This is a genomic window from Brachyspira murdochii DSM 12563 (assembly GCF_000092845.1).
Classification (GTDB): Bacteria; Spirochaetota; Brachyspiria; order Brachyspirales; family Brachyspiraceae; genus Brachyspira; species Brachyspira murdochii.
On sequence record NC_014150.1, the window covers coordinates 1,320,664 to 1,335,555 of the forward strand.

General features: G+C 28.4%; 14 protein-coding genes. 9 read left to right on the plus strand and 5 right to left on the minus strand.

Annotated features, from left to right (window positions below; all coding sequences use genetic code 11):
• Window positions 1–53 precede the first annotated feature (53 nt).
• Window positions 54–650: a sugar O-acetyltransferase gene (locus BMUR_RS05690; protein ID WP_013113644.1), complete on the minus strand. Its 597-nt coding sequence runs from the start codon at window positions 648–650 to the stop codon at window positions 54–56.
• A 307-nt stretch (window positions 651–957) separates the two neighbouring features.
• On the opposite strand from BMUR_RS05690, the gene BMUR_RS05695 reads away from it, so the two are divergent.
• From BMUR_RS05695 to BMUR_RS05715, 5 genes are all read left to right on the plus strand, one after another.
• Window positions 958–1,227: an NAD(P)H-dependent oxidoreductase subunit E gene (locus tag BMUR_RS05695; protein ID WP_013113645.1), complete on the plus strand. Its 270-nt coding sequence runs from the start codon at window positions 958–960 to the stop codon at window positions 1,225–1,227.
• Window positions 1,224–2,384: an NADH-ubiquinone oxidoreductase-F iron-sulfur binding region domain-containing protein gene (locus BMUR_RS05700; RefSeq protein WP_013113646.1), complete on the plus strand. Its 1,161-nt coding sequence runs from the start codon at window positions 1,224–1,226 to the stop codon at window positions 2,382–2,384. The genes BMUR_RS05695 and BMUR_RS05700 overlap by 4 nt, the downstream gene beginning before the upstream one ends.
• A gap of 24 nt (window positions 2,385–2,408) precedes the next feature.
• The gene (locus BMUR_RS05705; protein ID WP_013113647.1) at window positions 2,409–3,776 is read left to right on the plus strand and encodes a 2Fe-2S iron-sulfur cluster-binding protein; all 1,368 of its coding nucleotides are present in this window, start codon (window positions 2,409–2,411) and stop codon (window positions 3,774–3,776) included.
• A 79-nt stretch (window positions 3,777–3,855) separates the two neighbouring features.
• Window positions 3,856–5,406 (plus strand): FAD-dependent oxidoreductase, encoded by a 1,551-nt coding sequence (locus tag BMUR_RS05710; protein WP_013113648.1) that lies wholly within the window; start codon window positions 3,856–3,858, stop codon window positions 5,404–5,406.
• Between the two features lie 477 nt (window positions 5,407–5,883).
• Window positions 5,884–6,780: an Rpn family recombination-promoting nuclease/putative transposase gene (locus tag BMUR_RS05715; protein ID WP_013113649.1), complete on the plus strand. Its 897-nt coding sequence runs from the start codon at window positions 5,884–5,886 to the stop codon at window positions 6,778–6,780.
• 99 nt (window positions 6,781–6,879) lie between these two features.
• On the opposite strand, the gene hisH is transcribed toward BMUR_RS05715, so the two are convergent.
• Both hisH and hisB read right to left on the minus strand, forming a co-directional pair.
• Window positions 6,880–7,503, minus strand: coding sequence for an imidazole glycerol phosphate synthase subunit HisH (gene hisH, locus BMUR_RS05720; RefSeq protein WP_013113650.1), 624 nt, complete (start codon window positions 7,501–7,503; stop codon window positions 6,880–6,882).
• Between the two features lie 82 nt (window positions 7,504–7,585).
• Window positions 7,586–8,185 (minus strand): imidazoleglycerol-phosphate dehydratase HisB, encoded by a 600-nt coding sequence (gene hisB / locus BMUR_RS05725; RefSeq protein ID WP_013113651.1) that lies wholly within the window; start codon window positions 8,183–8,185, stop codon window positions 7,586–7,588.
• Between the two features lie 105 nt (window positions 8,186–8,290).
• On the opposite strand from hisB, the gene BMUR_RS05730 reads away from it, so the two are divergent.
• Window positions 8,291–8,683, plus strand: coding sequence for a hypothetical protein (locus tag BMUR_RS05730; RefSeq protein WP_013113652.1), 393 nt, complete (start codon window positions 8,291–8,293; stop codon window positions 8,681–8,683).
• A 97-nt stretch (window positions 8,684–8,780) separates the two neighbouring features.
• Here BMUR_RS05730 and BMUR_RS05735 read toward each other — a convergent pair whose 3' ends face one another.
• Entirely contained in the window at window positions 8,781–9,905 is a 1,125-nt protein-coding gene (locus BMUR_RS05735) for a glycerate kinase family protein (RefSeq protein WP_013113653.1), read from the minus strand.
• 45 nt (window positions 9,906–9,950) lie between these two features.
• The gene (locus BMUR_RS05740) at window positions 9,951–11,114 is read right to left on the minus strand and encodes a CdaR family transcriptional regulator (RefSeq protein WP_013113654.1); all 1,164 of its coding nucleotides are present in this window, start codon (window positions 11,112–11,114) and stop codon (window positions 9,951–9,953) included.
• A gap of 272 nt (window positions 11,115–11,386) precedes the next feature.
• Between BMUR_RS05740 and BMUR_RS05745 the strand changes: the two genes are divergently transcribed.
• From BMUR_RS05745 to BMUR_RS05755, 3 genes are all read left to right on the plus strand, one after another.
• Entirely contained in the window at window positions 11,387–12,727 is a 1,341-nt protein-coding gene (locus tag BMUR_RS05745) for a GntP family permease (protein WP_013113655.1), read from the plus strand.
• A gap of 15 nt (window positions 12,728–12,742) precedes the next feature.
• Window positions 12,743–13,573: an MBL fold metallo-hydrolase gene (locus BMUR_RS05750; protein ID WP_013113656.1), complete on the plus strand. Its 831-nt coding sequence runs from the start codon at window positions 12,743–12,745 to the stop codon at window positions 13,571–13,573.
• A gap of 158 nt (window positions 13,574–13,731) precedes the next feature.
• Window positions 13,732–14,889, plus strand: a complete 1,158-nt coding sequence (locus BMUR_RS05755) for a M20 metallopeptidase family protein (protein ID WP_013113657.1) — start codon at window positions 13,732–13,734, stop codon at window positions 14,887–14,889.
• Window positions 14,890–14,892: the final 3 nt, after the last annotated feature.

Genomic DNA, 14,892 nt, shown 5'->3' on the forward strand with positions numbered 1-14,892 from the left:
TAATAATATATGCTATGATTATTTTTTTTATATTCTAATTTTATATATTTTTATTATTTAATATCGCTCCAATTTAAGCTCTTTTTTCTATCATCATCAGTTATTTCTCTAATCACTTTGCATGGATTCCCAAAAGCAAGAACATTATCAGGTATATCTTTTACAACAACGCTTCCAGCACCTATTACTACACCGCTTCCTATTTTTACACCACCCACAACAACAGTATTAGCCCCAATCCATACATTGTCTCCAATGGTTATAGGATATGCATACTCTATATAGCTGTTTCTTCTCTCTATATCCAAAGGGTGTCCCGCCGTATAAAAACCGCAGTTTGGAGCTATAAAAACATTATCCCCAAATTTTACTTTTGCACAGTCGAGTATCACGCAGTTATGATTAACATAAAAATTATTTCCAGCTTCTATATTAAATCCATAGTCGCAGTAAAAAGGTGCTGTAATAAAAAAGTCATTTCCTATTTTTGAGAATAATCTTTTTATAATATCTTCTTTTTCCTTTAGCTGATTGGATTTCAACATATTATAGTCAATACATAAATCCTTAGCCTTATCTCTCATCAAAGCTAAATCTCTATCCGAACTATTATACTCCATTCCCATAATCATCTTTTCTAATTCACTCATTTTTAATACTCCTATATTTAGTGTACAAATTATAAAATAAATAAAAAAAATAAAAAGATGTTTTTGAAGTTTAAACTTGAAATTATTTACATAACATGTTATAATGAACGTTCAAAATAGATAAAAATGGGAGTGTATATGCCTTCAGGAAGAAAAAGACTTCGTCAAAAGATGGCTACGCATAAACGTAAAAAACGTTTACGCAAAAATAGGCATAAAAAGAAATAATATAAATTAACATTATACATATTAATGTTTTTTTCATCTCTTATGAATGTAAAAGTTATTTAATGGGATATTAATAAGTATGGCATCTGATATTAAAACAGTCATAGAGGTTTGCGTCGGACTTCACTGCTCTATGAAAGGTTCTTATGCCCTATTAGAGGCTATACGTTCGCATTATGACTTGCAAATAGGCGTACCGTCTTCTGATGGTATGCTCCTCAAAGAGATGGAGTGTATGCATAATTGCCATAATGCCGTGCCAGTACTCATCAATGGTACGGAATGTACAAAATCGTCTTTTAAAAGTGTTGTTAAATATATAGAAGCTATACATCTAAGAAAAAGATGAAAAAATTTGTACTGCATAGTGAATATAATATTGTTAATATCCAATCATACAAGGATCATTTCGGAGATTACCTAATTACAAAACCTTTAGAAGAAAGTTTTATAAATAATCTTCATAACTTCTCCGTTATGTCCAAAGATGCATTTCAAAATTCACTATACAAAATCCTTATAGACAAAAACATTAAAGAAGATTCTATAATCGTAAATGCCGCCTCTTTTGATTATTTGGTATTCAAAGACAGATTCTTAATAAAAAATAATCCGCACCTCATATTAGACGGAGCATTATATTTAGCTAAAATTCTTAACATTAAAATAATTAATATAGTGCTTAAAGATTACTACAGCGAAGAAAAAAAGATTCTAATAAAAGCCATAGCAGAAGCTGAAGATGCAGGATTTGCATACGATATAAAAATTAATATATACGATGAGCAAACATACTACAGCGAAAATCATGAAAGAATAACTCCTCTATCCTTTGAAAATAAAAAATATATATTTGATTTGGAAACTATAACTCAGATTACATACTTAGCACATATAGGAGAGTTCAGCTTTAAAAATTACGGTGCTTATGAAAACAAAGGAACTTATATACTTTCTATGTCTGGAGATATTATAAATACAAATATATATGAGTTTGAAATGTATACTCCTATCAAAAATATTATAAGAGCATGCGGTACTATCAAAGACTACAGTATAAAATGCGTATTTACAAACGGTTTTTTAAATCCTCCTATAGACTTTATATCTTTTCAAAATATGACATTAGACTATGAATGTTTTAATAGCTTTAATATGAATATTGGAAACGGCGGAATATGCTTTATAAGAGAAGACAGATGTATGGTGAGAGTAATATTAAAAATAGTGCAGTTTGCCAAAAGCGTATCATGCGGTAAATGTATGCCTTGTCATTATGGATTTGATTTATGCGAATATTATATCAATAAAATGCTTTTAGGAAACTCTGATAATGAAGATTATACAAATCTTAAAGAAGCCATTGAAATGATAAACACCGGAAGCATATGCCTATATATAAAAAAACTATCCCACTGCATACTCTCTTCTATAGATATGTTTAGAGATGAGTTTTTATATTTGATAGAAAATAAGGTTGCATTATACAGTTTTATAAAAGATTAAAAAGTTTATGAGGTTTTATTTATAATGATAGTAAAATTTAATTTTGACGGCAAGACAGTATCAGCCCAAAAAGGATATACTATACTTCAGGCTATGTCATATATTAATACAGATATACCTCATTTATGCTCATATAAAACAAATAGTACCAATACATACGAAGAAAAAAACAGCATTTTAATGTGCAGATTATGCCTAGTGAAAGTAAAAAGGAAAAATGAAAACAGCTATTCATTTAAATATGCCTGTAATGAAATAGTAGAAAATGGCATGAGCGTATTAAATGATGATGAAGATATTATCAAATACAGAACTTCCCTTCTTAAATCTATACTATACATGCATAAACCTATATGCGAAAGCTGCAAAGCAGATTATATATGCCAATTAAAAAAATATTTGGATATTTATAATATTTCAATGCCCGCATCAGAAAACGCTTCAGATGAAAATGATATTAATATCAAAGAGATAAAAGAAATAATAAACAAAATAAAACTTCCAAGCTATATAAAAGCAAACTATGAAAGATGTATAAACTGCGGAATATGTCAAGATTATAAAGTTATAGACGGATATAATTCTATGATAACGGATCTATGCCCTACTCATGTATTTGAGCCTCAAAGAAACATAGACAAAAAACTTGATGAAGATATAAGCGATATAAAGAATATAAGTAGTTTTTGTATAGGCTGCAATCATCTTTGCGATGTCAATTACAGCTATGTTGATTACAGTATAAAAGATATATCTTCTCCAAAGGGCAAAAAATACGGACTATGCGACTATGGAAGAAAATTAGATTACTATTCCAACAATATACTTGAAAATCCTTTTTATAATGGTATGGCTTATGAGTTTGACAAAGCTAAAGAATTATATCATAAGTTTATTAATGAGCTTGATATTAACTCTTCAGCTGCTTTAATTTCAACAATGTACCCTCTTGAAGATATTAAAGCATTTGATGACTTTATTTATTCTTTAGGTATAAAAAAAGCCTATTTTATAAAAAATAAAATGGCTACTAACTCCTACAATGTCAGAGATAATTATACCAATATTAATAATTATTCTATTAAAGATTTAAAAAAACTAGATAACGATATTAATAACTCTAATAAGTTTATAGTATTAGGCGATGGATTGGACGATAATGATGATAGAATAGATTTTGCTAAGAAAAATAAGGGTAATTACATAGTATTCACTCCATATTTTTCTGTACTAGCATACAATGCATATATAGCTTTTCCTATACAATATTTAGGTGAGTTTGAAGGTCATTATATAGACAGTCATGGCAAAACAAAAAAAATGATATCATTTTTAGATAAAAATAAAAACAGATTAAGTTTAAGAGATTTGCTAAAATATTTGTATTTATGAAGATTTTGTTATATACTATATATATAGAGTTTTATTATGTTCTTATTAAATATTAAAAAGATTAATAGGAGATGTATTTATGGCAAGAAGTAGAGCTGAGATACTGCAAAGTAATAAAAATTATGATATCATCATTATAGGCGGCGGTGTTATAGGGGCTACTATAGCTTTAAAAACTTCAAGAATAGGGCTTTCTACACTTGTACTTGAAAAGCATGATTTTTCTTATGGTTCTTCTTCGCGTACTTCCAAAATGCTTACCGGCAGTTTTAATGATATGAAAAGCGGAAATATTATATCAACAGTGCGTCAGGTAAGAGAAAGAAATAACTTAATATATAAAAGCTCTTCCCCGTATTTTGGTATTATAAACCCAATATATGAACATAATTCTGCAAGACTTATACGTGAGGAGTTTAAAGCATCATTATATGATTTATTCTCATTATTCGGACATACAAAAAGACATGTATCGCATAGCAGAAACTCAGCATTGGAAGCTTTACCAGATTTAATTAATAATGATGTAATAGCTGCTATAGAATATTATGAAGGTTTATTAGATGATTCAAGATATGTAATAGAGCTTCTATTAAAAGCAGAAAGCTATGGTGCTGATATATTAAACTATGCTGAAGTTAAGGCATTTGAATATAATGAGAAAGAGATAAAAAGCGTTGTATTTACTGATAATATTCAAAGAAAAGTTTATGAAGCTTCTGCAAAAAATATATTAATTGCTGCTGGAGCTTGGGGACACAGCATAAGTTCTCTTCTTCCTAACAGCAATTTTGAAGATAGAGTTAATTATGTAAAAGGAACTCATCTTGTTATAGACAGTGATTTGATACATATAAATAAATCTGTTGTTCTACCTAAAATAAAATCAAGACCTAATGTATTTTTAATGCGTTGGAAAAACTCCACTATTATAGGACCTGCCATCAAAAAATATAATAATGATTTAGACTGTATATATGCCTCAAGCGATGAAGCTGAATATTTGCTTGATATATATAATACTTATTTCAGTTCAATAGTAAATAAAAATCATATAATAACCACACAGTCTGGAATGATGCCTTTAAATCCTGCAGATGTAAAAATACATTCTCACCCTAAGTATAAATTATTTTTAGTTGAAGGCGGAAACTTTACAACTTCTTCAAATACTGCAGTTAAAACACTCATAAAAATGTACGGAAAACCTTATAAATGGTTCAGCAGTGAAAAAGTAATAAATAATAAATTTGATAAAAATACAGAATTAGTTTTAAATGAAAAAATGTTTAATTTCCTTATGGATTATTTCGGCTCTATAAACTTAATTCTCAAGTTAAATGAACTTTGTAAAAATGATTCTTCTCTTTTGGTAGAAGTAGGGCTTGATTACAGAATAAATAGAGGTCTAATAAAATATTTTATAGAAACAGAGCATGCTTTGCATTTAGATGATATAATGATGCGAAGATTAAGATTTATGCTTACGGAAAATGACTGCGGAACATTAATAGCAGAGCATATAGCTGAAGAGATGGCTAATGTATTAAATTGGAGCAAAGAGCATATTGAATGGGAAATAAAAAGATACCGAACAGAAATAAAGCGTGCTAGAGTTTCATTGTTTTAGTGTATTAATAATTAACATATGCTTTTTGTTAATTTATAAAACTTTACTATAATCATTTTTTGTATAGAATGAAAATTCTTAAGTTTGTCAAAAATTAGTTTTTATATTTTTAATATATTCGGGGACTATCCACACCGTTCTGCGTGCTTTCGGCAGCGAAAGGCTAATATTTCAGCTAAATTTAATAATTTATTTTACATGTAAAACATAGTTAGTACTATTTAGTATTATTTTTATGCTTGTACTTTTGCAAAGTGTATCCGAAGTATAAAAAGTTTTGGCGAAGTACCCAGAGCAAAAAACGCAATTACTAGAACTTTATATTTTAAATATTGTAATACATAAAATTTTATCTACCACTTGCCAAAAGCACGCAGAACGGTACTCTGTGTGATTCGCAGGGCAAAGCCACAGATATTAAAAACAAAATATGATTTTATTTTTGACAAATTACATTTGTTTAGGTATAATAATATTATGAGATATATTAATGTTTTAAATGACTACTTTATGCGTTATCTGTTTGCTAAAGAAGGACATGAACAAATTTTGAAAAACTTAATCAATTCTGTAAGAGCTGACTATAATCAGGAGACTTTTGAAGAGATTAAAGTTCTTAATACATTTAATCTTAAAGAAACTGTTAATGATAAGCAATCGATAGTAGATGTGCGTGCTATAACTAAAAGCGGTGAAACTGTTTTAATAGAGATACAAAGAGTAGGAAATCAGTCTTTTGTATATAGAAGTTTATATTACTGGGCTAAAGGCTATGTTGCTAATTTAAGAAACAATGAGAAATATAATGATTTAAAACAGGTTATAGTTATTAATATTTTGGATTTTAACTTATTAAAAGGCATTGATAAAGAGCACAGCTGTTATTTGATAAAAGAACTAGAAACCAATCATATACTTACAAATCACTTTGAGATGCATTTTCTTGAGCTGCCTAAATATTTATCAAGTAATTCTAGTCTTAAAGATGAATTAGATGCTTGGTTTTACTTTTTAACATTTAAAGAAAGACAAGGAAAAATGGAGGAAATTATGGAAATATTAGTGAAAAAAAATCCTATAATGAAAGAAGTTTATGATGAATATAATAAATTTGTAAACACTAAAGATTTATTTGATAATTATTCTGAGTATGAAAAAAATTATTTTGATATATTAGCATTAAGTGAAGAGAGAAGATTAGGAATAGAAGAAGGAATTAAAAAAGGTATAGAACAGGGTATTAAAGAAGGTATAGAACAGGGTATAGAACAAGAAAAAATTTCATTGGCAAAAAATATGAAGAAAGAAAATATAGATATTAATGTTATAAGCAAAGTTACAGGTTTAAGTATAGAAGAAATAAAAAACTTGTGAGTTCCTGACAGAAAATAGAAAAACTATAATAAAAAATTATAAAAAAACTTTTAATTTAAACTTATTTTTTTATTATATAAGGTTTAGCCATATACTCAATTATATTAAATCTTTAAAACCTCTTAATATATTAAGACCAGTGTTTCCGCTTTTTTCTGGGTGAAACTGTATACCATAAACATTGTCATTTTTTACAACAGCTGGTATTCTCACATCATATTCACTATCAGCTATTATACTCTCATCGCAATATTTACCATAATATGAATGCACAAAATATACATACTCCATATTATTAATGTATTTAAATATTTTATCCTCTTTTTTTATATTAAGATTATTCCAGCCCATATGAGGTACTTTCAAATCTTTGTTTGTCAAATCTTTATCTATAGGACAAATACTTCCCTTAATAAGACCAAGACCATTATATTCTCCATATTCATAACTCTTATCAAAAAACATCTGCATACCCAAACATATGCCTAAAATTAATTTTCCTTTTTTAGCCTCTTCTATTATGGTATGCTTTAATACTCCGCCGTTCTTTTTTTCTAGCTTATCTATTGCATCTCTGAAAGCCCCTACTCCCGGAAGTATAATTGCATCAGCATTTTTTATAACATTCTCATCATCTGTAAGTTTATTATCTATATCTGTATAATTAAGAGATGACATAAGTGAAAATAAATTACCCACTCCATAATCTATTATAGCTACCATAATATTATCCTAAATTACTATACCAATATTTTTTAAAATATTATACTAAAATAAAATATAAAAGTCAAAACTTATTTATAGTTTATTTATTATTTTCAAGCATACCCTTTGTAGAAAGAACTTCATTTTTATATCTTTCATCTATTTCACAGGCTTGAGACAAAGCACGTGCTGCACCTTTAAAAATGGATTCTATTATATGATGAGTATTCTCCCCATAAAAGGTTTTTATATGCAAAGTAATATTCATAGAGTTAATGAAAGCTGTAAAAAACTCTTTGACAAGCTCTGTATCAAAATCACCCACTTTTTCATGTTTTAAATCGCTATCAAAAACTAAATGGCTTCTTCCGCATATATCAACAGCAATTAGAGTTAAAGCCTCACACATTGGCATAGAGAAATTTCCATATCTTTTTATTCCCTTCATATCGCCTAATGCTTCAGAAAAACATTTACCCAAAACTATTCCAACATCTTCAACTGAATGATGGTAGTCTACATCCACATCACCATCGCATATCACTTCCAAATCAAATCTGCCATGACGGGCAAATAAATCAAGCATATGATTAAAAAAACCTATTTTAGTATCATTTTTATATTTGCCTGTGCCATCAATATTAAGTTTTATTTTTATTTTAGTTTCATTAGTATTTCTTTCTATTTCAGAAACTCTCATAATTAAATACTCTCCATTTTATAATTGAAAATAATTATTAATACTTGATATTTATATCATTTTTAATATATTATTGCAATAATATAATTTAGGGTACTAAAAATTATGACTAAAGAAGAAGTTAGAGAAAAAATTTATAGAGATGACAATATAGAAACAATAATAAAAGATAATACCGAAAGCTATTTAGATTTTGCCGTATTAAAAAAATGCTCTGAAAACGCAGTTTCTGAATATGAATATACAAATAAATACTCGATTATAACAACAGAAATATTTGAAAACGGATATGTTATTTCGGATATTCATATAAATGTTAATATGAAAGTATATGATTATATCAGCACAGATAATAATAAAAGAGAACGCTGCATTGCTTCAGATAAAAATTATTTTGTAGGATTAAAATTAAAGTTTGTATTAAAAAATATAGATGATGATATAGAAGATATAGAAACAGGATATTTTAATGTATATGCTATTGAAGACAATTTATAAATAGTTTTTTAACATAAATATCTTCTAAATAAATTTTTTTAAAATAAAAAAGAACATAATAAAAAATATTATGCTCTCTTTTTTATTTAATAATAATTTATAAATTAATGCTCATAAATCGCAAGGCTCTTTCTGCTGCATCTTCGATTAACATTTTTGAGTTTTTTATAGCTTCATCAAGAGGCATAGCCCTTTTTAAAGCAGGCATAATTGAAGTAATACCCAAATCATAAACAGTCTCAGCACCATCTCTTATATCTCCTACTATAGCAATTACTGGTATATTATTAGCCCTTCTTGCTACACCAACAGGAACTTTTCCTTTCTTTGTCTGTCCGTCAATAGCTCCTTCCCCAGTTATAATAAGAGAAGCATCTTTTATATGATCCTCAAAATCTATAATATCAAGCACAGCATCTATTCCGCTTTTTAACTCAGCATTGCAGAAAGCTAAAAGTCCGCCTCCAAGTCCTCCTGCAGCACCAGCCCCTTCAATATAATCTATTTCTTTATTAAACTTTTCTTTTACAACGCTAGCTATATTTTTAAGCCCATTATCTAGTATATCAAAACTCTCTTTTGTAACTCCTTTTTGCTTTCCATATACAGCAGTAGCTCCGTTCTCTCCGTAAAGGGGATTTTTTACATCGCATGCAGCACTTATTTTTATATCAAATATTCTTTTATCAACATTGCTGTCATCTATATATTTAACTTTTATCATATTCTCTGCATAAGCTTCAAGCTCATTATTATTCTTATCCAAAAATCTATATCCCAAAGCATTAGCCATACCTATGCCGCAGTCATTGGTAGCACTTCCGCCTATTCCTATTAATATTTCTTTTATATTATTATTTAAAGCATCTTTTATAAGCTCTCCGGTTCCGTAAGTAGAATATTTTAAAGGATTTCTATTTTTATCATCAACTAATGTAATACCCGATGCTTCAGCCATTTCTATAACTGCCTTATCTTTGTTAATAATACCGTATTTAGCTTCTATAATTTTTCCTTCAGGATTTCTTACTTTTATTTTTCTTATATTTCCTCCCGCCGCATAAAGTATAGAGTCTACAGTACCTTCTCCGCCGTCAGCGACTGGTATTTTTTTTATTTCGGCATTTTTAAATACTTTTAATATCCCCTTCTCTATACAATTGCAAACCTCCATACTGCTTGCACTTCCCTTAAATGAATCTGGTATTATTACTATTTTCATAACAATTTCCTTAAAATATTATTTTTATACATTGCTTATTTTTTATTATGTTTTTTTATTATTATTAATTAATAATATTGATATTATATGAAATTTAATTCTATCTATATTATTATTAATAGGATCTAAATTTAGTATATCCTTTATCTTTTTCATTCTATATACTATGGTATTTCTATGCACTGATAATTTACTGCTTGTTTTTGCTATACTCATATTGTATTTGCTCATAGTAATAATTGTTTCTTTAAAATTGGAATTGTTTTTAATTATTTTTAATACATTTCTTAATATCATCTTTAATGAAGACTGATCATTAACAGATATATAAAACTCTAATATATAATCTTCTATAAAAAATACTTCTCTGCTATTTGAATATTGATTCCAATTAAGTACAAATTTAGCCTGTTCATAACTGCTTGAAATTTCATTTATATTTTTTGATACAGCTCCGCATGAAGCCTTAAAATTTAATCCCAATTTATTATCAAAAGAGTTTTTTAAATTAAGAAAAAATTTATTTAAAATACTTCTCTCTGAACCGTACTGCTTCTTATCAAAACTCTTTATCAGTATAAATTCATTATCACCAAAATATGATATTATATCCTGAGAATTAAAATCGGCAGGATATTTTATTTTGGAGATAATATAATCATTAAGTCTGTTTTTATCCAAATAATCATTATTATCAAACTTTATAAGACATACTATCCTACTGATATTTTCAATCTGATAATTATTTTTTTCAAGCCATATAAGTATTGATGGAATATAATGCTCATTGTTTTTAGATATCATCATATTAATATAATTATTAATAGAAGTCTGCTTTAATATTTTTTTATCAGTATCCAATTCTTTTTCTATGAGTATTTCAGCAGTGAGTTTAACAATAGCAGCAATTTTACCTACTTCTTTGGGATTGCCAGTAACACCCAATACTCCTATTATTTCATTATTGATAAATAATGGTATGTTTACGCCGGGCTTTGCACTCTCTATATTATTGTCAATAAAATCAAAATACTCCATATCTTTGCCTTCTTTCAATACCTCCAAAGCACCAGAATGTATTTTCCCTATTCTTGATTCATCACCGCTTGCTATAATCTCCCCGTATTCATTCATAATATTGATATTATAACCCAATTTATCCATTATCTTTTTTAATAATTTTTGTGCTGTTATAGTATTTAAAGGCATATCTATTTCCCAATATTTTTATAATAATAATTAGAATAATATATATAATAAATATGTCAAACCTATATATAATATATAAAAATGAATCTCTCTTTTCATTATATGCAGCATATAAATATATAGATAATAATTGTGCTTGATACATAAATAAATATGATAATAGCTTTTATTGTGTCATATATACAAAATACATATAAGATATTGTTGAACATAAATAAAGACAATCATAATTATTTAAATACACTTTAAAATAAAAAGTAAGGAGTATAACAATGAACGGCATTTACATATTTGGATTAATAATCGTTTCTGTTATAGTAATGATTATTGCTATAAGTAAATTTAAACAGCACCCTTTTGTGGTATTAATAACAATTTCTATATTAGTTGGTGTTTTATCTGGTATGAAAGTTGGAGATGTTGTAACAAAAGTACAAACAGGTTTTGGAAGTATATTAAGCAGTATAGGAATAGTTATTATATCTGGAACCATTATAGGTACAATATTAGAAAAAACAGGTGCTGCTTTAACTATGGCAAACACTATATTAAAGATAGTAGGAAAAGACAGATCTGTATTAACTATGGGTATTACTGGATATATAACAGGCATACCAGTATTCTGTGATTCTGGTTTTGTAATTTTATCACCTATATCAAAAGCACTAGCAGCAAGATCCAAAATATCATTATCAGTTATGGGTACTGCTTTAAGCGGCGGACTATATGCCACACACTGTTTAGTACCTCCAACTCCCGGACCTATAGCTATGGCTGGAACTTTGGGAGCTAATTTGGGTTTAGTAATTTTAGTAGGGCTTCTTATATCAATTCCTTCTGTAGCAGCTTCTATTATATATGCTAAAAAAGCGGCTAGCAAAATATATATAGAATCTAATTCTGAAGATAATGTTGATGATTTAATGAATAAATACGGAAAACTCCCGGGAGCTTTGCATTCATTTTCTCCTATACTTCTTCCTATAGTATTAATAGCATTAAAATCAATAGCCGACTTTCCTTCCGCACCTTTAGGAGACGGAGCTTTAAAAACATTCTTCTCATTTATAGGAACACCAGTTATTGCACTCTTGCTTGGAATATTTTTATCTATGACGCTTCTAACTAAAGTAAGTAAAGATGACAGATTATCTATCATGTCTGAAGGTATACTAAACTCTGCATCTATATTGGCAATTACAGGAGCAGGCGGTTCTTTTGGGGAAATATTAAAATCACTGCCTATAGCTGAAATATTAAGCAGTTCTTTACTTCAATTTAATATAGGAGTATTTCTTCCTTTTATAATCGCTATGCTTCTAAAAACTGCTATGGGAGCTTCTACTGTATCTATGATAGTAACTTCTTCTATGATGCTTCCTTTAATGGCTACTTTGGGCTTTACTTCAGAAATACAAAAAGTACTAGTAATAATGGCTATAGGAGCTGGTGCTATGACAGTGTCTCATGCTAATGACTCATATTTCTGGGTAGTTTCTCAGTTTTCAAATATGACTCCTCAGCAGGCATACAAATGTCAGACTGGCGTAACATTAGTTCAGGGTTTGACAACTATAATAATAGTGTTTATACTCTCTTTAATATTTAAATAATTTTAGGAGTTTAATATGGTATCTGTAACAGTATTAATGGAAAATAATCCAGCTGTAAATAAATCGCTTAAATATGAACATGGACTCTCGCTATTCATAAAAACACCTCAAAGTAAAATATTATTTGACTTTGGAGCAAGCTCTGCATTTATTTATAATGCTCAAAGAATGGATATAGATTTAAGTAAAATAGATACTGTTGTATGCAGTCATGGGCATTATGATCATAGCGGAGGATTTGCTGATTTTGTACAGAAATATAAAATAAAAAAACTTATCACAGGAGAAGGTTTTTTTGAATCAAAATATAGAGCTGATGATTTTAAATATGCTTATATAGGAAATCCTTTCGATGAAAAACTTATATCAGAAAACAATATAGAACATATAGTATGCAAAGACATATACAAAATAGATGATTATTGCTATGTATTCAGCGGTTTTGTAAGAGACACCAGCTATGAACAACCTTCAAATCATTTTATATATGGGGACTTAAATAACGATATAAAAACTGATAATTTCAATGATGAAATTTGCTTGGTTATAAAAACTGATAATGAAATTACACTATTAACAGCATGCTCTCACCCCGGAATTGTTAATATGATAAAATCCGTAGGAGAGTATTTTCATTCTAATGTAGCAAGCATATACGGCGGTATACATTTAGCAGAGGCTGATGATGATAGAATAAATAATACAATTTCTGACTTAAAAAAATTAGGCTTAAAAAAAGCAGGTTTTTGTCATTGCTCCGGAAGCAGAGTAAAAGAGGCTGTAAAAAATGATGCCTCTATAAAATCATGCGATTTCGCTACTGGAGATTCTATTATAATAAAATAATACTCAAACATTAAATACTCATAAATATTTTTTAAAGGGCTGCTTATATAGGCGGCTCTTTTTATAATTATAAAACATCAGTTATTGAAAAACTTTATTGTTTATTTACCGCAATTATATATAATATTTTATACCAAAAATTTACAAGGATATAATAAATGGATACTAATAAATTAAATGAATATATAATAAAAATACGCAGAGATTTGCATAAAATACCTGAAGTAGGAACATATCTTCCTCAAACAAAAAGTTATGTTTTAAGCAGATTAAAAGAACTAGGAATTTCTCCTATTGAGGCATCAAAAGATTCGGCAATAATATGCGATATAGAAGGCACAACAAAATCATCAAATATTGCTGCTATAAGGGCAGATATGGACGCTCTTCCTATAAAAGAAGAAACTGGATTTGATTATGCTTCAACAAACGGTAACATGCATGCCTGCGGACATGATGCACATACCGCTTGTTTAATTGGGGCAGCATCATATTTACTTGAAAATAAAAATAGAGTTAAAGGAAAAGTAAGACTGTTATTTCAAACAGGAGAAGAAACAGCAAAAGGAGCTAAAAATCTTATAGAAGAAGGATTTTTAAATGGGGTTAATGCTATAGTAGGTACGCATTTAGGTATTATAGCACAAGGAGTACCTAACGGAGAGTTTGTTATACAAGAGGGGGCATTAATGTCTTCGTATGATAAGTTTATTATTAATGTTAAAGGCAAAGGTACACATGGTGCTAATCCTCAAAATGGTATAGACTGCGTACTTACAGCTAGTCAGATAGCTCAGGCACTATACAATATAAAAAGCAGAGAAATTACAGCAACAGATCCTACTGTTATTTCAGTTTGTGTAATCAAAGGAGGAACATTATACAATATACTTCCCGATGAGGCAGTTATAGAAGGAACTTTCAGAGCTTTCAGCGAAGAAAACAGACAGTTCATAGCCAAAAGAATAAAAGAAATATCACAATATACAGCTTTGGCAAACAGAGCAAATGCTGAAGTTAATATTGAATGGGGCTCTTCTGCTGTAGTTAATGATAAACAAATAGCATTGCAGTTATCCGAAGCATGTTCTGCTTTGGGATATAAAAAAGCTGATAAATTCACCCCTACAATGATAGGAGAAGATTTTTCCGAATATCTTCAAAAAGTTAAAGGAGCTTACATATTATATGCAACAGGTACAGAAAAAAATATACCGCATCATAATAGTAAATTTGAAATAGATGAATCAAAACTATATAAATCTTCTATATTAATGAGCGAATGGGCAATTAAATTTTTAGAAGATAATAAATAAATA